Genomic DNA, 21,227 nt, shown 5'->3' on the forward strand with positions numbered 1-21,227 from the left:
TCGGGATCATCCAGTAGCAGTCTTGAATGCTCTTAGTTGCGGCAGCGTAGGCAAAACACCGTCTGCAGCCGCATTTACTCAAGTCATATTGCAGAAGGTGCTCGCCAGTCAAAAAAACCTCTGCTGAAGGTCAGGTATTGAGCATTGACGCCCTATCGATGAGGCTGGAGTACTGACGCCTGCCAGATTCTGCCGATGTACGAGCCGCCACGTCTGTAGGCGATTGACGATGATTTTTTAGTATAAAACGAAGTATTTTCTGAGGGTTTCCTCTATCTACCAAGTATGTGAAAACCTGGCTCGATAATAAATTTATCGCCTGCTTTAAGGTGAAGTGGCTGCATTCCGTCCTGGGTAATTACACAATAACCCTCTTGCAATACTCCAATTTTGCGTACGTCACACGCCATTTGCCGGATGTGGAAATCCAAGAATCCATTGAGTCAAAACACCCAGAACCGTGACAACGACATCCTCCACTTGAAGATTGATGAGCTTATACGAGCTACTCACGATGCGCAGAATGCCACGCTCGGTTTGGAGCAAATGGGGTCGAGTGAACTCAGAAAACTTCGTGAGCAATACCGCACGTTAGGTGAATCGGGTCAGATTAAGGTTGATTCTGCACGCAGTGATGATGATCGCTAGATTATCCATCTGTAAATCTGAGATATTATTTCATACAGACCTTCACCAACCGTCCAAAGAGAATGTCCATGTCCAAGCTCGCAGAATACCGCCAATTAGAAAGACATCTCGCAGAACAACTCAAGGCGCTGGAAGCGCTTAAAGGCGACGCTGATCTTAAAAAAGAAATTGAGTTTGAGACTAAGCTGCGTGATCTCCTTGCGAAATACGGTTACAGCCTGAAAGACGTAATCAACGTGCTTGACCCACGAGCTGGTCGCCGCGAACCCGCTGTCCAATCGAGCTCTGGGCTCCGCAAGCCTCGCCAAGTCAAAACCTATAAAAATCCGCACACTGGTGAAGTGATCGAAACCAAGGGCGGTAACCACCGTGGCCTCAAAGACTGGAAAGCTGAGCATGGTTCTGAAACCGTTGAGTCATGGCTAACCAGATGATTGTGCGTTGAGATATGAGAGCCCTACGGGGCTCTTTTTTAAGTAGGGTGGGGAGTAGCAGCGTTACGCGCGCTGATAGGGCAAACGATATTGCGGGACGGTGTCACCGACACCGTGGTCTATTCAGGGCAGTTGACCAAATGTTGCGGTTGCACCGAGGGCAGTCTGCTCGTTGAGCTTCCACAATCTGCTGACAGAAACCGCAATTCACACAGCAATACAGTCCCGACGCAGGCGCAGTTTCGAACTCGGCACGATGCTCTAAAGGTAGGACTGACAACCCAGGGCGCAGGTCTTTCTGTTCGAAAAAATAAAGGCTTACGTCGCCGTCGGTCTCAACCAGCCCGAGCCTTACTTGTCCGAGATGTTCAACCCCTTGCTGTCGTAATTCCATCAATAACTCGTTAGATGAGATGTTCAACGTTTCTAAAGATTTGAGCTCGTAGAGACCGTCACGAATGACCGTTACCGGAAGCCCATCCATCCAGGCTTCAAATTTTTTGCTCTTCGTCATTACCAGGACGGTAAGCCGGTAGAGAAGCAAGAGCGTGAGAAAGACTACGGCGACCGGCAAAAGCGGAACGTCATGGTAGAAGGACACGTCTCCTGCTGCGGAGCCCAATGTCAAAATCACCACCAGCTCAAAAAGTGAAAGCTGCCTGATCCCTCGTCGACCGCTGGATTTCAAAAAAAGAAACACTGCGAGAAAAGCGAAGGTGGCCCTGAAACCTACCTCCAGCAAAAACGCTAAGGGAAATTCGTCTATCAGCATCCGCTGGATATCAAAAGGCGACATCTTGTCCTCGATTTTATTTCAAAGTAGACGACAGATCGAAACAGTCTTTGGTTTCAAAAGCTGGTACCACCTATTCAGCCGGGAATCGAACTGTGCGATGAGGCTGCGACGCGTAGCAGCTTTATCAAAGATTCGCGCCATATCACGCGCTGCTACGTGGAGCTGGCTCGCCATCTGACATCGGTAATGCCGTATTTTCGGCTTGAGGTTGGGACACCATCTTCAGTGGCGGACGACCAGGTCTGGGAATGGGTGCTACACCCGCATCGCAACTAGCCCAGTGCCAGGCATCAGCGTTTTGCATCGCTTTGCTACGGATGATGAAGGACTTCGGCACACCATGAATCTTGTAGTTGATGACGAATAGATTGTTTTCCATGACTTACTCCGTCTGCTCATTGTTAACGGAGTCATCGGGCGCGGAAAAAAATACAAAAAATCAGGGACTTCAGCACCGGATTGGTTTCATGAGCAGTAGTGTTGCAGGCCTACAGGCTCAGCACCAACCATGTCCTGTCTCGTCTTACCATTTCGAAGCCAGACTTAGCGTTTGCTAATCGGTTCACCGGGCTGCAAAAGCTCCGCAACTGCTGTCACCAATTCATCGAGTGACCAGGGTTTGTGCAGGTAAATGGTATGAGCTGGCACTGCTGTGCTCTCGATCAGATATCCCGAGGTAAGTATCGCAGCGATGTGGGGCCACCTGCCTTTAACCATCTCTATGAATTCAATGCCTTGAACTTGTCCGGGAACGCCGTGATCGGCGATCACTAAGGCGCATTCACCATGTGCTTCGAGCAGATAGGTCAACGCATCATCCGCCGTCGCGAACGGGACAGTCTTCGCGCCAATCTCATCCATGATATCGGTCATGAGCAACTGTAAAGTTGGGTCGTCCTCAACGACGATGACCTCACCGCGAATCGGCAGCAATCCTTCCCAGTTTACGTTCAAACAATCCTCCTCTAATCCGAGAAACCGACCGAACGGGCGGAACGGTTTGCATGAGTGTAAGCGAAAATATCGCGTGTGCCTTGAAAGCGCTTGGAGCACGCGGGATTCTCGACACACGATATGGTCCTTGCAGACGTCCTCGCAGAACATGCTGGAAGCAGGGATGCACCTCAAAATGCGGAGCGCACATGGATTACATCGATTTGATTCAGTGGCCAGCGATGGCTGTAACAGTCATCTCAGCCTGGTTCATCGGCTCGCAACGAGCGTACCGCCGGATGATCGCTTTTTGGGGGTTCATCCTAAGCAATACGCTTTGGGTGGCCTGGGGACTCATGCTGAGGCGTATGCTCTGATTATTCTTGAGTGCGTACTGTTGGGAATGAATGCCCGAGGTTTTAAAAAAAACTTCGACGGGCACCGTCATTCTTGAATCTTCTGATCTTCTTTGCCCTTCGAATTTTTCCTCAATCCACGAAGGTTCATCAGAAAAAGGCAAACCTGCAATACGATCAATGCATAAGCGCCCGCGTATGCGCCCCAAATGACCCACAAGACGTTGCTCACGCTGAAGCACACAAACCCAGTCATTCGCTTTTTTGGTCGCTGCGATCCGATGAGCCATGCGGCCAGAACGGTGACGACCATCGCTGGTCACTGAATCCAATCCCAATAAGACAAATTATTCTCTCAATACATTATCGTGAGCCGGAGTGCTGCTTGGATGCCAGGCTGATCAGTCAGGCTTCTCATCGTCGGATTAGGGGTTTCGACTTGCCGAGAACGTAGCAGGGATGGAGCTGACCATTAGGATGTGTTGTCACAACAACAGATATTAGTGACCAACCCTCAGCAAGCTTTACGTTTACTTCATTGGTCGAAAGGGCTTCCATGATTTGCGTTGCCTCGGACATAAGCATTTGCCTATCTCAAGCTGAGGAGTTCAACTGTTATGCGCCCGTCCCGGATGAGGGTTCCTCTACCTAGATCGTGGCCCTGAATTGCATGATCACCAACCGTTGGAAAACCTTTATCAGAATGTGTTGGGCCTAGACAAATATCGAGATGTTAGGAGGACATGCGGTGGTCAAGCGCCTCATAGCTGCTCGTCTACACTGCTTCACGGATGACGGAGGAGGTGTTCATGCCGAGCCGAATGTTGACCGTTAAAGACTTGCAGGTGAATGTCTCAATCGCCGGCCAAGGCCCTCCGTTACTCCTACTCAATGGTCTGGGAGGTTTGATTAAAACCTTCGATGCTCTGCGCAACGAACTAGGTGACTACACAACGATCACTTTGGATGTGCCTAGTGTCGGTAAATCGCAAATGCCCCGCTGGCCGATGCGATTGCCAAGTCATGCCGGTCTGATCGCCGAAATGCTCAAACAATTGGGTATCGACCATGTTGATGTATTTGGCGTGAGTTGGGGCGGTGCGTTGGCGCAAGAGTTGGCTCTTCGTCATCCCACCATGGTACTACGGCTTATTCTGGCGGCGACTTCAGCGGGCCCGGTTCTACTGGTGAAGCCCGCTGACATCCTGGAGTTCTTGAGAGGGAGCGCAGGCGCCAAACAGCCCGAACGAGATGGTTCAGCCGATTCGACACAGGCGCTGCTACGTTTCGGTGTTGTAAAGCGAATGCTAACCGTACGCCTGCGAACCTATCATCACCAGCTAGCCGCTTTGGTTGGCTGGACAAGTCTACTGCGGTTATTCCGTCTGCGCTCGCACACGCTTATTCTGATCGGCGACCGTGACACTTTGGTACAGCCTTACAACGCGCACATCCTGAAACGCTCAATTCCACGATCCGAACTCCGCGTGCTTAAGGGCGAGGGGCATTTCTTCGTAGTGACTAGTGCCAGGCGAACCGCTGCCTTGATACGCGATTTTCTTTGTAGGCAGCAGAAGGGCGAAGGCCCAGCGCCCGAGATCACAAACCGCGCCAGAAAGCCCTGCTTACAGCGAACCATGACTGCTTAACCTCTGCCATGCCAAAGCTTTTCCTGGTGTGTAGCGGCAACAGCTCCATGCTACGGGTTTTCCCCACGTCCCTTAGAAACTTAAGGGAATCTCCGTAAGCATCCAGAATGCCGCCAATCCGTTCAAACTCTGCGGTTCTCCTACGGTCAACCTGACAGGTATTAATCGTCATGTCAGAGGTGAGCCAATGGATAACTATCACATCAAAAAAACGGAAAAACTTTGGGAGCTCGTCAAAGAGGGCGCGCAACGCGCCTCCAAGACCGCATCCACCAAAGCAGAAATTACCGAGATAGCAAGCGAATTTCTTCAGGGCAAGACAGCCTCTCTCAAAATCCACAAAGAGGATGGCACGATCCAAGAGGAACGTACATTTCCTCGGACAGCAGATCCTAGAAAAACCAAAGGCTGAACGGCTAATTGCCCAAGGAGGGCAGTGCCCATTGCACCGGACTGCAGTGGACGCGTTTGACTATAGGGCTGGAGGCATTGCGAGTGAACTTCGTCTCAAACACAGGTGCTGACCATGGTAATTGCATGTCTAGGATGGGGATCATTGATCTGGAAACCGGGCACCTTACCGCTTGCGAGCGAGTGGTTTATGGACGGCCCTGTGTTGCCCATCGAGTTCGCGCGGGTCAGTGATAACGGAGACCTGACGACAGCCATCTGTGCGAACGCGCCTGGGTGCAAAGTGCTTTGGGCGGTATTGGATCTGGACAAGCTGGATGAGGCACGCGAGGCTCTTAGAATTCGGGAGGGGGTTCCTCAAGACCGGGAGGATGGCATCGGTAGTTTCGTGGTCGGGACGAACCCAGCGGGAGTCATCGCTCAATGGGCGATCGCCCGCCGATTGGACGCGGTAGTTTGGACAGGGCTGCCTCCAAGGTTCGGAGGCGTTGAGGGGCTCGTCCCCGCTGCCGAGGACGCTGTTGCCTATCTCGCCGGCTTGAGCGGAGAAACACTGGAGAGCGCGCGCGACTACATCAAACAAGTGCCGTCTCAGATCGATACGCCTTACCGGCGAGAAATCATTTCAAGGTTAGGGTGGCAGCAACCTGTGCTGAAAGCCCGGAACGATTCCCGCCATCATGCCCATTCGTGGGTTTGCGGTATCCAAGACAGGGATCCCTCTTCGTTGAAGAAAATGGACATCGCCGCCTTCACAGACTCCAGCCGATGGGTATATGAAGCATCTAGGTGTGTAAGTGCGAAACTGGGATGCATGAAAAAGTCTGCGCAGATTTTCAGGGATTCCGAAGCTGCGGGTGAACGCTTTGATTTCCACGCCGGTATAAAAATTGCTCGCTTGAGCCCACCGCCAATTTGAAGACGTATATATGACGCTCTCCTTACCGATCTACGCAAGGCTGACACCTAGAGCGTTGTCCCTTTCGCTGATAGGTTTCGTCCTTTTAGTTTGTTTATCGTTGATCCTTGCTACTGCTTGGCAAATTGTGCAGTCGTCCGGTGAGCGAGTAGGCGCGGCCGAAATAACTGTTTCGAACATTGTACTTGCCGCTGAACAGCAGGCCCGTGACACGATGCTGCAGGCCGACAATACCTTGCGAGATCTTGCTGAGCGTGTGGCGCACGATGGAAGCGGCCCTGATCAGCAGGAGCGGTTGGCGAAGCTGATGGCCCGCCAAGTGAATGACATTGAAGGCGTTCAAGGTCTATTCATCTTCGATGCTCAAGGCAATTGGATGGCCAATTCGTTTTCCGAAGGTTTGCAAACCAAAAACAACGGCGACAGAGCTTACTTTCGATATCACCGTGAGCACGATGACCAGTCCATCCACGTTGGCTCGATAGTGGAAAGTCGAACGACAGGGGATATGGTGATCCCTATAAGTCGGCGTATCCAAAAAGCCGATGGAGCCTTTGCAGGGGTTGCGTTAGCCACGGTTCCGGTTTCATATTTTCAAAGCTTTTTCAAACGTATGGCCGTGGACGACGAAGGAGTAATTTTCCTAGCACTCGATAACGGTGAGCTCCTAGCCCGACGCCCGACAGTCGCAGCATTGATGACAACCAATCTTTCCAAAGGTGAAATTTTTAGCCGGTATTTACCTGAGAGCGATAGCGGGACTGCAGTCATTAAATCTGTCGTGGATGGTATCGAGCGGATCTACGCTTATCGTCGTCTGGCCGGGCTTCCTATCGTCGCAGCAGCTGGCGTGTCGTACGAGCATGTTTTTGCCCCATGGTGGTCATATGTTTACCAATCGATTGCACTGGTAGGTTCCATCATACTCGCGTTGGCATTTTTAGGTAGCTTGCTATATCGGCAAATTCAACAGCTGCTGGTTGCAGAGGACGAGCTAAAAATAATCCGAAAAGAGTTAGAGGTGATAGCTCATACAGATGGTCTCACTTCTCTAGCCAATAGGAGAAGCTTTGACTTTGCTATGGATAAAGAATGGAAGCGTGCCACGAGAAATCAGACAAGCATATCCGTAATCCTTTTGGATATAGATTTGTTCAAGCAATATAATGACCATTATGGCCACTTAAGTGGTGATGATTGCCTTGTGCGCGTAGCGAACGTTCTTGCTGACAACGTCAACAGGCCAGGTGATATCGCTGCTCGTTATGGTGGGGAAGAATTTGTAATTCTGCTTCCGGACACTGAGCTTGCAGGTGCGGTCATGGTTGCAGAAAATATTAGGCTTTCGCTTTTTAACGCAAAAATTCAACATTCATTGAGCCCATTTGGCGTTGTCACAATAAGCTCAGGTGTTGTCTCGACTTGCAAAACAGGGGAGGAGAATTACAAGGATTTCCTGCTCAAAGCTGACCGTTTACTTTACGCCGCGAAGTCAAAAGGGCGCAATCGAGTAGAAAGTTAGAATGTTTACTGTGAGACCCAATTCCACCCCTGTACAGCTAGACTTCTTGGCGTACTCGGGTGGCACGCCGGGTCGTTGGTTTAAAACAATTTTCCTACGAACTTAGAAAAGATGATCAGCGTGCCAGCATAGAAGATTGCGCTACTGAACAGAAATGTAAGGTCGCTGAGCATTTATGATTCCGCTTCGAAAATCCCGCATTCCTTGTAAGCCTCATTTTTCGCCTCTCCTCGCTGTGGATAATCAGTCCCACCCAATAGTGTCCTCACCGCCGTTAGACGGATAACCGTTGCTGTCATTTTAAGTACGGCCAGGTTAACTCTAATCGTGAACTGGTTTCAGAGCCGCCCTCGCTCGCGAGGTGTTTGGGTATCAGCTTCCCCATTCCGAACGCATTAACTGCCATGCTCACCCTTAAACCTCGACAGGCCTGTCGGCAATCGTGTTCAAAACCAGCGGAGGCTGCTTCCATCAAATTTTTGAAAAGGTCAGTTGTAAGCCAAGTTACTTTAACGTTTTTCATTTTGGTCATCTGAGGTTGTGGCGGCCCCGGTGTGGGGCCGCTGTACTGAGTTAGGCGTTTTTGCCTTGAACATACCCCGACCCAAGGTCGGCGCCCGTGACGGGTTCACTGAGCGGATCAGAGGCCGTGCGGGCCTTCATCGCTTCCAAGACTTCTACATCCTCGGCAGGCAGACTGACCGTCGCCAGCCCATCGCCTCCGTCGACCGCCGGCTCAGGATTTTCCACGTATTCCCAAGCACCGCCCTCGTTCCATGGGCCGCGTACGTTCGGCTCGCCCGACATGTTGAAATACTTGTTGGTGAATTCGGGCATGCCCGGAAGTTTGCCTTGCGGAAAGTTCGGCTGGATCGAATGCAGAGCTTTCTCGAACGATTGTTGATGGGCGATTTCTCGCGTCATAAGAAAGCCTAGTGCTTCTTTAACGCCCGGATCGTCGGTGACGTTAATCAGTCGCTCGTACAGGATTTTTGCGCGCGCTTCTGCCGCGATGTTCGAACGGAAATCGGCGGTAGGCTCGGTGATCGAGTCGACGTATGCCGCCGTCCAAGGTACACCCGCAGAATTCACAAGGGGGGCACCAGCGCCGTACAGTAGGCTGGTGATGTGCGAGTCGTTGCCGTTGCCATTGATGGCACGATACAGCTCACCTTCTTCTTGAACGCCCTCTGCAAGCTGACCTTTGGCGCCTCGATTAAGCATGACGATTATCGAGCCCACGATTTCGAGGTGGCTTAATTCCTCAGTCGCAATATCCATCAATAGGTCTTTGCGACCCGGATCTTCTTCCGCCAATGCTTGGGTGAAATACCGCGCTGCCGCAGCAAGTTCGCCGTTAGCGCCACCGAATTGTTCAAGCAACAGGTTGGCTAGGCCAGGATTAGGCTCTGCCACACGAACGGTGTATTGAAGTCGCTTATTATGTAAGAACATTTGAGTTTTCCTCAGACTAGCCTATGGGCGCGTTCGCTACTGCGGGGAATACGCGCATGCATAAGTTGTGAGGGGCGTGAGTTACAAAATTTTCTATTATCGCTACCAATCAAGACCGGCGGTACAACGCTGAGAGTTCAATAAATTCCAACCAAGAGCGCGGCCTTGCAGGCCGCGCATTCACCTCATTTTTTTGCTTCAAGGTGTGGATCTTCTGAGCGGATGAGGAACGCCTCCGTGATTTCTGGCAAATGTTCAAGTAGCCATTCGGCCATGGCAATTTCTTGCGGAAGAATCTGCTCGCACGCAGCTTTGGTTTCAAAGTCCCCTGCTGCTTCTGCGGCTGCAATCAGAACGGTGTAAGTAGCTATTTCTACGTTTTCGAAAACGTATCCAGCCATTGCTCCCTTCACTACTTCATCGCTCATCAGCGAGCCGCCGGCCGCTTGCCCGAATGCCATGATCTTGCCCGTCATGTCTTTGATAGTTGAAGAGCTACCACCAAGACGTGAGAGGCATTCGTCGATCAATTTTTGTTGGCCAAGGGTTTCTTCGATGTGCTGATCGATCCGAGCTTTTAATTCAGGGTAGTGCTCCAACCGCTTAGACTGAGCCTTGAGCATATTTTCAGCCTGTTGCTCCATCGCGTGCGCGTCGCGCAGCCAGTCGAGTAGATTTTCTTGTCGTGTAGTCATGTTCGTTTCCTCCATCATGGGTGTAATGAAATGGACGGCTTTGATGGGAGAACAGTTCAGGAATTTTCGATTATCCAGACGGCGCGGCGGCTCAGCTGCAATTCGTCAGCGGTTCGATACGACAAGTAATGTAGTGCTGTGGCTTGTATGGCTTGCAGAAGTATTCGCCGATCTGTCCAAAGTGTAGTAACTGAACGCTCATGCGATTTTCTCAGTGGCCGACTCAAATGATCGCCGGGCAAGTTCTCGTCCGTCTGCTCCCGCTCTAAGCTCAACAATCGCTGTGAAGAGAGCGGGGTGAGGGCTTCTTCAAGGTCGTCACGGCGGTAGCGAACAGTAGACCAAGCCAATTCATCACGTCACCCCCAACGCTCACAACCCTCTGAGTTCCACAGAGACCGTGTGTCTGACGCACAACCGTCATGTCGAAATAAATGAAACGTCCTCCATCTCGACGCCTTCCTACGTATAGGCCTGCCACGGCATCGCAGGCTGCTCATGTAACTCCTCCTGTTGCCCTTACACAGTACGGGCTTTTTCAACCCCCCCCCCGCACGAGTCGCTCATCCTTACAGACTTGTTGGAAAGAAGGTGGTGCGCCGATGAGGCCCGCAAATGATCCAAAAAAAGGGACGAAAAGGTGCATCCATCCTTATATCAGGAAGGGCTACTATCTCGGGTTATCAAGCGACGTTTATGTCTGTGTAAGTTGCGGAGAACAGCGAACAGCAGAGCAATGGGATGACTTCGAGCTCCGCTCTAGACCGCCTCGTGGATTATCTCCAAAATAGTTGAAGCGACGCTCGGCGGGATCAGCAAGACAGCACATGCCGATGTCGACATCACTCCCACATGTTGGATGGAGGGAGGATTCCGGCAGTCAAAGGCCGTAACGCTTATTCCCTCCTGAAGTGATGCAGTACCTACGTAAGCGGATGGCAACACACCTAGGTGCGGCTTTTAGTGGAGAAGAATGCCGGTAGTGAAGCAGCAGCGGCGGGTCTCGATAGAACGGCATCCTTTTACGAGTCACGTTGGCATTGATGCCGTGGTTTATGGCGACACTGGCCACCGTTGCGGCAGGTTACAGGCATTCCTGAACGACTTGGGCTTTGAAAGGCTTCGGATAAGAGCTTCGTTGGCGCGTGGAAATCCTGGCGATAAGGAGATCGCGTCCGCTTAAAAATACGCGGACACTATCGCCCTTGATGCTGGGGTTTGGTAGGTAAGTTCGGCGGACTCTTACACTGCTGACGCTCTGACATTGCTTTTGCACGATCAGCATGCATTGGAGGCGGTCGACGTTTGGCTTTCGGCCGATGGCGTGGAGGTTGTTGCAGATAACGCTGTGATGGCGGTGAAGACCTTAGGCACGAATGCAAAAGCGATCACAGATGCGATTACGCGGATAAGGCAGTCCTAATATTGCCGATGCAGTCCGCTCTCGGCCAAAAGCGGACATCGGCAAGCAACCGCTGTCGGCCAAAAGCTGTCGTTCGTGATTGTGGAAAGCCATAAAAAAGTGGATTTTCTTAGCTACCTGAAAAGCGCATTTGAGAAGCTCCACGGATGCGCCAGAGAGGCGTGGATGTTGCGACGTTTATTTGCGATTTTATTAGCTATCAAGCAAGCTACATTTTGCCATTATTGGTAGTTGGCTCAATGAAATGTAGCTATAGATATTTCATATATGTCAAGTCCGTTAAAGTGCTCAAGGAGGACGTCGAATGCAGTTTGTCACCAATGGGCCTGAGATACCGAGCGAATTACTGCAGGCTCACGAAGAAGGACGAGTAGTATTTTTTTGCGGCGCAGGTATTTCCTATCCAGCAAATCTGCCTGGTTTTGATGGACTGGTAACTAAGGTATACGAAAATACAGGAACAACCTTCTCAACAATTGAAAAACTTGCTTTTGAAAAAAAGCAATTTGATGCGACCTTAGATTTGCTGGAAAGACGTCTTCCAGGGCAGCGAGTAGCGTTGAGAGAGGCATTAGCGATTGCATTAAAGCCAAATCTTCGCCTTAAAGGTGCAACGAAGACTCATGAAGCATTGTTGCGGTTGGCTAGAAACCGTCAAGGGATTCTTCGGCTTGTCACGACAAATTTCGATAGAATTTTTGATGCCGCCGGAAGAAGAAGCAACCAAAAATTTATTGAGCATTCTGCACCGATGCTGCCTATTCCGAAAGCAAGTCGTTGGGATGGACTTGTTTATTTACACGGAGTTCTTCCAAAGCGACCTGATCCTACTGCCCTGAACCGCTTGGTTGTAACTAGCGGGGACTTCGGTCTTGCATACTTAACTGAACGATGGGCGGCACGTTTCGTGGGTGAGCTTTTTCGAAACTACGTTGTTTGCTTTGTTGGATATAGCATAAACGATCCTGTGCTTCGGTATATGATGGACGCACTCGCAGCGGATCGAATGCTAGGTGAGGCTACCCCAACTGCGTGGGCATTCGCAGACTGCAATCCCGGTAAGGAGAAGGAGAAGACTACCGAGTGGGAATCTAAAGGTGTTTCTCCAATACTTTACGAGGTGCCAAAAAACTCGCTCGATCACTCCGCATTACACAACACCTTACATGCATGGAGTGAAACTTATCGGGATGGCGTGACAGGTAAGGAGCGAATAGTAGTTAGTCACGCTTTAGCTCGACCTTCCGCTAGTACACGTGACGATAACTTCATAGGGCGAATGCTTTGGGCTTTGTCAGATATGTCTGGATTGCCCGCTCGCCAATTCGCAGAAGTGAATCCCGTCCCCTCACTTGATTGGCTAGTGGATGCTTACTCTCCAGCAAACTTCAAGCACAAACATTTAAAGCAATTTGGTATAACACCCAACGAAAGGCCGGACGAAAAGTTAAAGTTTAGCCTCGTTGTACGTCCAACACCCTATACTCTTGCACCATTAATGACCTTTGCAACCGGGGGGGCTGAAAACAGTCGGCTCGACGCTGTAATGTTTCAGCTTGGGAGATGGCTAGTTAGACATCTAGACAACCCTGAGTTAGGTATTTGGATTGCTCAGCAAGGGGGCCAGCTGCACTCACAGATGGCAGGTTTAATCGAAGATCAACTAGATTTGATTGCGCGTCTTGAGCGTGAAGAAAAAACATTTGAGTTGGATGAGATTCGCCGGGGCGCGCCGAACGCAATACCTCGTCCCCTCATGCGTGTTTTGTGGCGTTTAATTCTAGGTGGCTGGGTCAAAGGAACAGAGCACCAGTTGGGGCTATATCTATGGGTTCAACGTTTGAAACGCGATGGGTTAACTGCGACAGCGCGTATAGAGCTCAGAAGATTACTCGCGCCTCGTTTAACGATACAAAAATTGTGGAGATGGGGAACTGAGGAAAACCTAGAGCCACCTCGAAACGAAACTCGCTTAGCGCACTTAATAAATTATGAAGTTGTTCTTGTTAGCGATCATGTTAAATCAACGCTGGGAGACCTAGATAGTGAGCAGTGGCAGTCTAACTTGCCACTTTTGATTTATGATTTCGAGCAAGTTCTTCGTGACATATTGGATTTATACTCCGAGTTGGGAGAGGCCAATGAACAATACGATCGATCGCACTGGGATATGCCTTCCATTTCTCCTCATTGGCAGAATCGAGACCACCACGAATGGACTTTCATTATTGAGTTATTGCGGGACTCGTGGAACGCTCTGAATGCAATTGATAGTTCGATGGCTGGGCGCCAACCTCTCTCATGGTTTGAATATCCATATCCAGTCTTCAAGCGCTTAGCCCTTTACACAGCTAGCCAGAGCACAAATATACCTGCTGCTATATGGATAAGCTGGCTAGCGCGAAACGAGGGTGAGTGGTTGTGGAGCATGCAGACTAAACGTGAGGTTCTTAGGCTTTTCGTATTGCAAGGTAAAAAACTTAAGCAATCTGAACAAAAGTCACTAGAAAATATTATTTTAGTCGGGCCACCCCGGAAAATGTATAGGAGTGAATTAAGTGACATAAGCTGGAAAGAGATTTTTGACGAGTCTGTGACTCTTTATCTCTCTAAGCTTAAAGAGTCAGGTTTGACGTTGTCTAAGTCTGCTCAGCGCCGTTTTGATAATCTTCGTGATCCTGGCGCAGAATGGAAACCTGAGCCCCACGAACGTGACGAGTTCTCCCATTGGATGAGTGGAACAGGAGATCCTGACTATGTATTTACTAGAAAAATAGATATTGCCCCGGTCAAACGTGTTGAGTTAGCACCCTGGCTTAAACAGAAGCCAGAGCCAAATTATCCGCGTGGCGAAGACACCTGGCGTGAAGTATGTCAAAAACATCTTCTTAACGCGTTATTTGCACTGCAAGATTTAGCCGACGAAGATATTTGGCCTATTCAAAGATGGCGAGAGGCTTTTCATGCTTGGTGCGAAGGTCGGAAAATAATAAAATCTTGGCGCTATGGTGCTCCTTTAGTTCTTCGGATGCCAGACGACATTTTATTACAAGTGGCAGATTCGCTATGTCGATGGCTTGATGCCGTATCTAAGGGTTTTGTTTTGGACGAGCAGGCTCTATTGATGCTGTGTAATCGATTGGTAGAATTGCATGGAGCAGCTGCAGAAAATTCAAATAATGTCGAAGGTGTCGCTCAGGAGTCAGTAATTGGGGCAATCAATAATCCAGTAGGAAATGTTGCGCAAATCATTATAAATGTATGGTTTAAGCGTAAGCCAGGAGATAACGAGAGGCTGCCTACCGACCTTGAACCAATATTAAGCACGCTCTGCAATCCTCAGAAGTATCAATACCGGCATGCAAGAGTAATACTGGCATCTAACTTAATAGCTCTTTTTCGGGTCGATCGTTCTTGGACCGAAAGCCACTTGATCCCTTTTCTAGACTGGAAGCACCACGCAGAAGAAGCGAGGGGGGTCTGGGAAGGGTTTCTTTGGTCGCCCCGGCTTTATCAAAGCTTGTTAGCAGTCATCAAACCTTATTTTCTCGATACGTCAAATCACTACAGCAAGTTGGGTCAGCAGTCCCAGCAGTTCTCAGCATTTTTGACTTACGCAGCTCTTGGCCCCATAGAGGGTTTTACGAAGGTAGAATTTCGATCAGCTATAGCAGCATTACCTGTTTCTGGTCTCGAACAATCAGCTCAAGCATTATATCAAGCGTTAGAAGGCGCGGCTGATCAGCGCGAAGATTATTGGAAACATAGAATTGAACCCTTCTGGCAAGGCGTTTGGCCTAAATCAAGAGATTTGGCGACACAAGCAATAGCTGGTTCACTTGCTCGAATGAGCGTTGCCGCAGGGGGTGAGTTTCCTGCGGCGTTGGCCGCTGTACGAGATTGGCTGCGTCCATTACCACATGCTCACTACTTAATAAAAAAACTATTGGACTCGGGCCTTTGCTCAACATTTCCAGACACAGCTTTAAGCTTACTAGGACTGGTGATAGATAGTGAGTCATGGCTTCCCCAAGAGTTAGGAGCGTGCTTGGATAGGATTGTAAGCGCCAATGAATCATTGCGTATAGACGAAAATTATCGGCGCTTGTCTGAAATCTTTCGTCGTCAAAGGGGGTGAGAAACGCTATTTTCTGAGTTTGGAGAGTTATCTAGGATAACCAGCGGCGATTCAATCTAGATATCAAAAGTTGAATTGGCACACAAAGATTAGTGCCGGTCACTAATAAGGAGTAGCAATGAAAATTGAAGAAGCTCAAAAGTATTGTGATTTAATGCAAGAATCCAAGCATCGCACAGAAGTTATTGGATTTCTTCTTTAGGGCAAAATAAACATGGGCTTTTTGCCGATAAACGTAGAGTCGCTATATTTGCAATTTAGAAAAACTCTGGAGCTTATAGCTTTCGGGTCATTAATTGCCAATAGAGAGAAATACTCTGAAGCGAGAGCGGAATACGCTAGCGACTGGAATGCAAAGCGGGTTCTCAAATTAGTGAGCGTCTTAACCCCATGTTTTATCCAGAGCCAATTAATCAGATTCCCGTAACTGGAGAAAAATACAAGACAGAGTTGAAGCCTATTACAGAGGGTTTTTTGAGTCGAAGCGAATTTGAAATTTTATATGATAGATGCGGTGGCGTGTTACATAGTGAAAATCCTTACGGCGACACTTATAAGTATGACGAGCTCTGGGCGGAGGGGCTGGGTTGGGCGATAAAAATTAGAAACCTTCTTAACTGCCATAAAATTCACTTGGTTGATGATGCCGAAAGGTTTTACTTGATTCAAATGGGCAGAGAAAAACCGACATACACCCTTTTTGAAGCGGTCAAGTGATCTCGTCGAGCCCTCAACCTTAAGAAAGGTTGAATATCGCCATTCTACATTGCCGGCTCTGCCATGTGACCGGCAGGAACTGTCGTTGGCTGTCGTTTGCCTATGTCCGCTTTTGGCCGAAAGCTGCCGATCACGACTCGCCGCTTTCGACCCGTAGCCGCCTGTCGATTCGGCCAGAAGCTATTGTTCCGTGAACCACGCCGAGTGCTGTCAGTGCTTAAGACTTACTTGGCTTTTTCACGAATGCGGACTCCAGTTCCATCTCAATCTCTGTAAAGGTGCGTGCTGGTCTTGAGCCCACAGTTCCGGTTTCATTGGCACAATCAATAAGGAGTTCGAGATGGGAAGGACTATGATCGCCAGGAAATTTTCGAAGAGTTAGGTGAACGACTGTACCGCTGCACCACGTGATCTCGTCCGCCGACCAATAATTATCGGAGAAAGTGAGAATGACCGCTCCGGCATGAGTATTAATGATTGAAGGTGAGTATACCCACTGCGAGTTTCTCGCTTCCCAAGCAACTGTCCTGACAGCGAATTCGCCGGTGGGGCATTCAATCACTTCCATCTCGTCCATCCAGTAATAACTCCAAATTTGGATCGAAGTGGGCGTTACCTTTGCAACGCCGCGCTGCTATTTCGGGCCTGCTCTATTAGCAGAAAGCCTGGCATCACTGGCGCATGCTTCGGGCCGAGGGCTGCACCTGGCATCTGGCCGAAGCCGCCCCATGGCAGTCATCTGTACCGCATTGATCGACAGAAATGTCCGCCGTCAATCCTAAAATCGTGACGGTGGCTCGTTTCCGGCCTTGATATGCGAAAAAACCTGATCTGGATCTGCCTGGCACCAATATCTGAACAGAAGGCGAGGTTCGGTATTTCCGAAATATTGATCCACGATGCTCTCGGGCGGCACGGTCAATTCAGGTTCTGACCATTGCTGCGCTAAAACACCTACTGGTTTGTCAGACGAACAAATAATCCAAGTAGCCTTGCCTCCATTGATATTAGGTACGTAGCCCGCATTTTGTATCTTTTCGATTAAGGCACTCAGCGTTGCTGATGGATCGAGTGTGATCGACGTCGCATGGCTTCCCAGATCGTCTCCTGCATGAACGCTATCTCGATCAATGGCAACTTCCAACGTGAATACTCCTTTTTAGCGCTGTGCCGTCACTAGGTCGCCTGGCGTAGAGACATCACCGGCTACCTGTCCACAGTCTGCTCTTGGCCGGTACCTGCCTGTCCTGAACGCCTGAAATCGCCCCAAAGCCGGCATTCAGCATGACATGTGGGTATCTTCGTTGCACGGTGCCAAAATCGAATCTAATGGCTTTTACGCGCTCCACTTTCCCCACCATGCCACTCGCTTATTCGGCCAATAACAAGCGATTGTTGGAATGATCTGATTTAAAAGATCGTGCAATATACCTATGATTTCGAAGCCTATACGAACGGCTTCCAACCGGCGAACGCCCTATTTTGAGAGAGATCCTCGTGGAGACCTTTCCAGACGAATCGCACGAATTAAACACTACCCATTATATTTTCGGCCCGTTCTGCGTCGTGCCCGCGAAAAGGTTGCTTGAAAAAAATGGAGCTCCAGTTGAAATCGGTGGGCGAGCATTGGATTTATTGATCGCCTTGCTGATACGACCGGGCAGGGTGCTGACCAAGAGCGAACTGATCAAGCAGGTATGGCCCGATATCATTGTCGAGGAAGGCAGTCTGCGCTTTCACATGACTGCCCTGCGACGCATTCTCGGTGATGGTGACGTCCATGCGCGATACATCGCCACGCAGGTAGGTGTGGGATATGCATTTGTGGCTCCGTTGGAAGTACAACTTGCCGGGAGCCAACAAGCGCTTATCGCTGCAGAAACCAGCGGCAGCGGCCCAGTGATCAACCTAAGTCATCTACCTCCGCGTGCGAAGCTGTTCGGACGCGAGATCGATCTGCAATTAGTTGTCGATCACATGCTACAGCCCAAACTGTTTACCATCGTCGGCCCCGGGGGCGTTGGTAAAACCAGCCTTGCCATCGAGGTGGCGCACCGCATTTGCGCACAGGGTTACCAGACTGCCCGTTTCGTCGATCTAGCGCAGGTCGAAGATCAATCACTAGTGCTCTCGGCGCTGGCCAGATCCCTAGAGATACCTGTTCAGGCCGAGGACTCCCTTTATGTACTGCTCGCGCATTTGCGCACGCAGAGGGTGTTGCTGATACTCGACAACTGCGAACATTTGATCGATGCGGTTTCAGCGATCGTTGAACAAATCAGTGATGCGGCCCCGAATGTCGGGATTCTGGCGACCAGTCGGGAACCACTGCGAGCCCGTGGCGAATACGTGCACTGGCTCAATCCTCTCGAATTTCCCCGCGAGCCCAAACACCTTTGCATCCAACAGCTGCTGGGTTATTCAGCAATAAAATTATTCTTCGAGCGCGTATCATCAGCTAACGCAGCATTGATGTTGAACGATGCTGATGCGCAGTTAATTGCCGACATGTGCCAGCGTTTGGAAGGTATGGCATTACCGATCGAGCTGGCGGCAATGCGTGTAGCCAGCCATGGACTGACCTCCACCCACGCGTTGCTGGGCGAGCGTTTTTCTCTAGGCTGGTCTGGGCGCAGGACGGCCTTGCCGCGGCATCAGACGCTGCGTTCCATGCTCGACTGGAGCTATGACTTGCTGTCGCCGCTGCAGTGTCTTGCGCTGGAGCGGCTTTCGGTCTTCGTCGGACCGTTTTCTCAGGAGGCGGCTTCCCAGGTCATCGCCGATACTCAGATCGAGATAGCCGCTGCCGCGGCGATTCTGGATGAGTTGGTCTGCAAAGGGCTGGTCACCATTGATCAAACCGATTTGAGGTGGACCTACCGTCTGCTGGAGATGACTCGCGCCTACACCCGGGAGAAGCTGGCCACCAGGGGGGATATCGAAGTCAACGCTCTGGCGTTCAGGCATGCGGCTTTCTATATGGATCTGCTGGGGCACCTGGGTACCTCGCCTAACGAGATTTTCGAGAATTCGGCGCGCCTGGCAAGCCAGTTGGGCAATGTAAGAAGTGCTCTGGAGTGGAGCTTCGGGCCACAAGGTGATCCGGGACTCGCGTTGCCACTGGCCGCCGGCAGCGCACCGCTGTTTTTGCACTTTTCATTATTGGTCGAGTGCCGGACCTGGTGCACCAGGGCGGCTGAGTTACTGGAACTGGGGTACTTCGGCACTCCTACTGAAATGGAGTTGCAAGCCGCGCTCGGCCTGGTACTGATGTTTACCCGTGGCAACAGCGAGGCGGCAGAAAAAGCGCTGCTCAGGGCACTCGACATCGCCGTTGCGTTGTCAGATTACTGGTCGCAACTCAGGTTGCTCGGACGGCTACAGATTTTCTATGAGCGCATCGGCGATTTTGCTTCTTCATTGGCATGGGCCGAACAGGCCAGCGAGGTCGGCAACCTTTTGAACAAACCCGAGGCGATTGCCATTGCTGCATCACTGGCCGGTATTTCGCATCATCTGCTTGGTAACCAGCCACTTGCTCGTCAGCAACTGGAAAATTCATTACGTAACAGCTTGCCGTCACAACGCAGTGGCACGATCTACTACGGATTTGACCATCGTAATCGCACCGGATTGGCATTGGCTCGCACACTCTGGCTGCAGGGCTTTCCTGACCAAGCCCGACACTGGGCCGAACAGATAGAGGCCGAGGCCTCCGCTCTGCAGCATTCGGTCACTTACTGCATCGCGATGGTTTGGATCCTTTGCATTTACATCTGGACCGGAGACTTGCAGAAGGCTGCAGCGAGTCTTGAGCGCTTCGCCACGATCGCCGAATCCAATGCACTTGGCCCTTACATTGCAGCAGCCCATGGCCTGCGTGCGGCGATTGCCATCCGCGCCGAGCAGTCCGACAACTCCGTCGCGGTGCTTGAAGAAAGCCTGACGCAGCTGCACGGCATGCGCTACGAACTGCTCACGACCTCATTCGAAATCGCGCTGGCCGAAGGCTTGATTCTGAATCAGCAATATGAAAAAGCCCGGAAATTGGTGGACGGCACGATCAGCCATTGCCGCGCCAGCGGTGATGCATTTGCGCTGCCTGAATTGCTGCGAATCAAGTCGGGCCTTATCAGGGTCATGCACGGCGATGACGAGCTCCAGGCGTTGAACGTGCTCCAGCAAGCGTGCGTATTGAGTCGGGAGCAGGGTGCCTGGGCCTGGGAGTTAAGGATATCAATGGACCAGGCCAAATCATGGCTGGAACAGGGCAATCGGCTGCAAGCGCAGGAATTGCTCAGGGAATGCCGTGAGCGGGTAACGGAAGGCTTCGACACACTGGACGTGCGCCGACTGGAAGCACTCTGGCAGAAAGCTTTGGGCGACTCGCACCCGTCGTGATCAGGCGGTCCGGAGCGAAACGATCGATTAGCGTGGGCAACCTCAATTGATGGGGGTAATCAGTGCGGCCATCTTTACCAATTCGGCGAGCGAACGGGCTTTCATTTTGCGCATGACTTTGCCTCGATGAGCCTTGACCGTGATCTCGCTGATATTGAGGTCGGCGGCGATGATTTTGTTCAATCGTCCGCTGACCACCGATGCCATTATTTCTTGTTCGCGAGGCGTCAGGGTTCGGTAGGCCTGCAATAAGGTGCGCAGGTTTTTTTCGCCCTCGAGTGCAGCTTCGCTGCTCTCTAGCGCATCGGCCATGGCCTTTAACAACACATCATCGTTGAAGGGTTTGGTCAGGAACTCCACTGCACCGGCTTTCAATGCCCGAACCGTTAGCGGGATATCACCATAGCCGGTGATGAATATGATGGGGATCTTGCGCCTGTCGCCGGCGATCGTTGTTTGCAGTTCGAGGCCATTGAGGTCCGGCAGATTGATGTCCAGCACCAGGCAGCTGGGCACGAGCGGCCGAGGCGCATTAAGAAAATCCTGAGCTGATTCGAAAAGCCGCGGCTGCCATCCCGCGAAGCGAATCAACAGCTCTAGCGATTCACGCACGGAGATATCGTCATCTACGACGAATACGATGGGCGTGTCTTGGTGCATCGGTGATGCTCCGTATCTAGGGCCGAAGGCGTTTTTCGGGTTCAAGAGACAATCCTTGGGTATTCAGCCC

At 50.9% G+C, this 21,227-nt stretch carries 16 protein-coding genes and 4 pseudogenes; 10 read left to right on the forward strand and 10 right to left on the reverse strand.

Annotated elements, in window-relative coordinates:
* Positions 1-276: 276 nt before the first annotated feature.
* A pseudogene (locus D8U82_RS28320) lies at positions 277-439 on the reverse strand (cupin domain-containing protein); the annotation flags it as partial.
* Between D8U82_RS28320 and D8U82_RS00105 the strand changes: the two are divergent.
* Together D8U82_RS00105 and D8U82_RS00110 are read left to right on the forward strand one after the other, a co-directional pair.
* A pseudogene (locus tag D8U82_RS00105) lies at positions 439-648 on the forward strand (low affinity iron permease family protein); the annotation flags it as partial. The pseudogenes D8U82_RS28320 and D8U82_RS00105 overlap by 1 nt on opposite strands.
* A 68-nt stretch (positions 649-716) precedes the next feature.
* The gene (locus tag D8U82_RS00110; RefSeq protein ID WP_130901428.1) at positions 717-1,082 is read left to right on the forward strand and encodes a histone-like nucleoid-structuring protein, MvaT/MvaU family; all 366 of its coding nucleotides are present in this window, start codon (positions 717-719) and stop codon (positions 1,080-1,082) included.
* 103 nt (positions 1,083-1,185) lie between these two features.
* Here D8U82_RS00110 and D8U82_RS00115 read toward each other — a convergent pair whose 3' ends face one another.
* From D8U82_RS00115 to D8U82_RS00125, 3 genes and pseudogenes are all read right to left on the reverse strand, one after another.
* Positions 1,186-1,878 carry a YetF domain-containing protein gene (locus D8U82_RS00115; protein ID WP_130901429.1) on the reverse strand — a complete coding sequence of 231 codons (693 nt, stop codon included), beginning with the start codon at positions 1,876-1,878 and terminating at the stop codon, positions 1,186-1,188.
* A gap of 152 nt (positions 1,879-2,030) precedes the next feature.
* Positions 2,031-2,257, reverse strand: a pseudogene (locus D8U82_RS00120) (DUF6555 family protein).
* Positions 2,258-2,421: 164 nt separating this feature from the next.
* Positions 2,422-2,832 (reverse strand): response regulator, encoded by a 411-nt coding sequence (locus tag D8U82_RS00125; RefSeq protein ID WP_130901430.1) that lies wholly within the window; start codon positions 2,830-2,832, stop codon positions 2,422-2,424.
* A 188-nt stretch (positions 2,833-3,020) separates the two neighbouring features.
* Here D8U82_RS00125 and D8U82_RS28325 point away from each other — a divergent pair.
* Positions 3,021-3,265: pseudogene (locus tag D8U82_RS28325) on the forward strand (hypothetical protein).
* Here the strand turns inward: D8U82_RS28325 and D8U82_RS28330 are convergent.
* Positions 3,256-3,480, reverse strand: a complete 225-nt coding sequence (locus tag D8U82_RS28330; protein WP_241668022.1) for a hypothetical protein — start codon at positions 3,478-3,480, stop codon at positions 3,256-3,258. The pseudogene D8U82_RS28325 and the gene D8U82_RS28330 sit on opposite strands and share 10 nt — an antisense overlap.
* Positions 3,481-3,976: 496 nt before the next feature.
* Between D8U82_RS28330 and D8U82_RS00140 the strand changes: the two genes are divergently transcribed.
* From D8U82_RS00140 to D8U82_RS00155, 4 genes are all read left to right on the forward strand, one after another.
* Complete coding sequence (locus D8U82_RS00140; protein ID WP_130901431.1) at positions 3,977-4,816, forward strand: alpha/beta hydrolase; 840 nt, start codon at positions 3,977-3,979, stop codon at positions 4,814-4,816.
* Positions 4,817-5,003: 187 nt separating this feature from the next.
* Positions 5,004-5,228, forward strand: a complete 225-nt coding sequence (locus D8U82_RS00145; protein ID WP_130901432.1) for a DUF2188 domain-containing protein — start codon at positions 5,004-5,006, stop codon at positions 5,226-5,228.
* Between the two features lie 114 nt (positions 5,229-5,342).
* On the forward strand, positions 5,343-6,146 hold the full coding sequence (locus D8U82_RS00150; RefSeq protein WP_206663319.1) for a hypothetical protein: 804 nt from the start codon (positions 5,343-5,345) through the stop codon (positions 6,144-6,146).
* A 10-nt stretch (positions 6,147-6,156) separates the two neighbouring features.
* Positions 6,157-7,668 (forward strand): diguanylate cyclase, encoded by a 1,512-nt coding sequence (locus D8U82_RS00155; RefSeq protein ID WP_130901433.1) that lies wholly within the window; start codon positions 6,157-6,159, stop codon positions 7,666-7,668.
* A gap of 573 nt (positions 7,669-8,241) precedes the next feature.
* Here the strand turns inward: D8U82_RS00155 and D8U82_RS00160 are convergent.
* Positions 8,242-9,123, reverse strand: coding sequence for a manganese catalase family protein (locus D8U82_RS00160; protein ID WP_130901434.1), 882 nt, complete (start codon positions 9,121-9,123; stop codon positions 8,242-8,244).
* A 185-nt stretch (positions 9,124-9,308) separates the two neighbouring features.
* On the reverse strand, positions 9,309-9,818 hold the full coding sequence (locus D8U82_RS00165) for a DUF892 family protein (protein WP_130901435.1): 510 nt from the start codon (positions 9,816-9,818) through the stop codon (positions 9,309-9,311).
* Positions 9,819-11,545: 1,727 nt separating this feature from the next.
* Here D8U82_RS00165 and dsr1 point away from each other — a divergent pair.
* Complete coding sequence (dsr1, locus tag D8U82_RS00170) at positions 11,546-15,379, forward strand: anti-phage defense-associated sirtuin Dsr1 (protein ID WP_130901436.1); 3,834 nt, start codon at positions 11,546-11,548, stop codon at positions 15,377-15,379.
* Between the two features lie 390 nt (positions 15,380-15,769).
* Positions 15,770-16,096, forward strand: coding sequence for a hypothetical protein (locus D8U82_RS00175; protein WP_130901437.1), 327 nt, complete (start codon positions 15,770-15,772; stop codon positions 16,094-16,096).
* Positions 16,097-16,313: 217 nt separating this feature from the next.
* Here the strand turns inward: D8U82_RS00175 and D8U82_RS00180 are convergent, their stop codons facing one another.
* Positions 16,314-16,664: a hypothetical protein gene (locus tag D8U82_RS00180; RefSeq protein ID WP_130901438.1), complete on the reverse strand. Its 351-nt coding sequence runs from the start codon at positions 16,662-16,664 to the stop codon at positions 16,314-16,316.
* Between the two features lie 210 nt (positions 16,665-16,874).
* The gene (locus tag D8U82_RS00185) at positions 16,875-17,240 is read right to left on the reverse strand and encodes a hypothetical protein (RefSeq protein WP_130901439.1); all 366 of its coding nucleotides are present in this window, start codon (positions 17,238-17,240) and stop codon (positions 16,875-16,877) included.
* Between the two features lie 353 nt (positions 17,241-17,593).
* Between D8U82_RS00185 and D8U82_RS00190 the strand changes: the two genes are divergently transcribed.
* A complete protein-coding gene (locus D8U82_RS00190; RefSeq protein ID WP_130901440.1) occupies positions 17,594-20,497 on the forward strand; it encodes a winged helix-turn-helix domain-containing protein in 2,904 nt (967 codons plus the stop codon).
* A gap of 42 nt (positions 20,498-20,539) precedes the next feature.
* On the opposite strand, the gene D8U82_RS00195 is transcribed toward D8U82_RS00190, so the two are convergent.
* The gene (locus D8U82_RS00195) at positions 20,540-21,157 is read right to left on the reverse strand and encodes a response regulator (RefSeq protein WP_130901441.1); all 618 of its coding nucleotides are present in this window, start codon (positions 21,155-21,157) and stop codon (positions 20,540-20,542) included.
* Positions 21,158-21,227: the final 70 nt, after the last annotated feature.

The sequence above is a fragment of the Pseudomonas sp. Sample_23 genome (assembly GCF_004307595.1).
GTDB lineage: Bacteria > Pseudomonadota > Gammaproteobacteria > Pseudomonadales > Pseudomonadaceae > Aquipseudomonas > Aquipseudomonas atacamensis.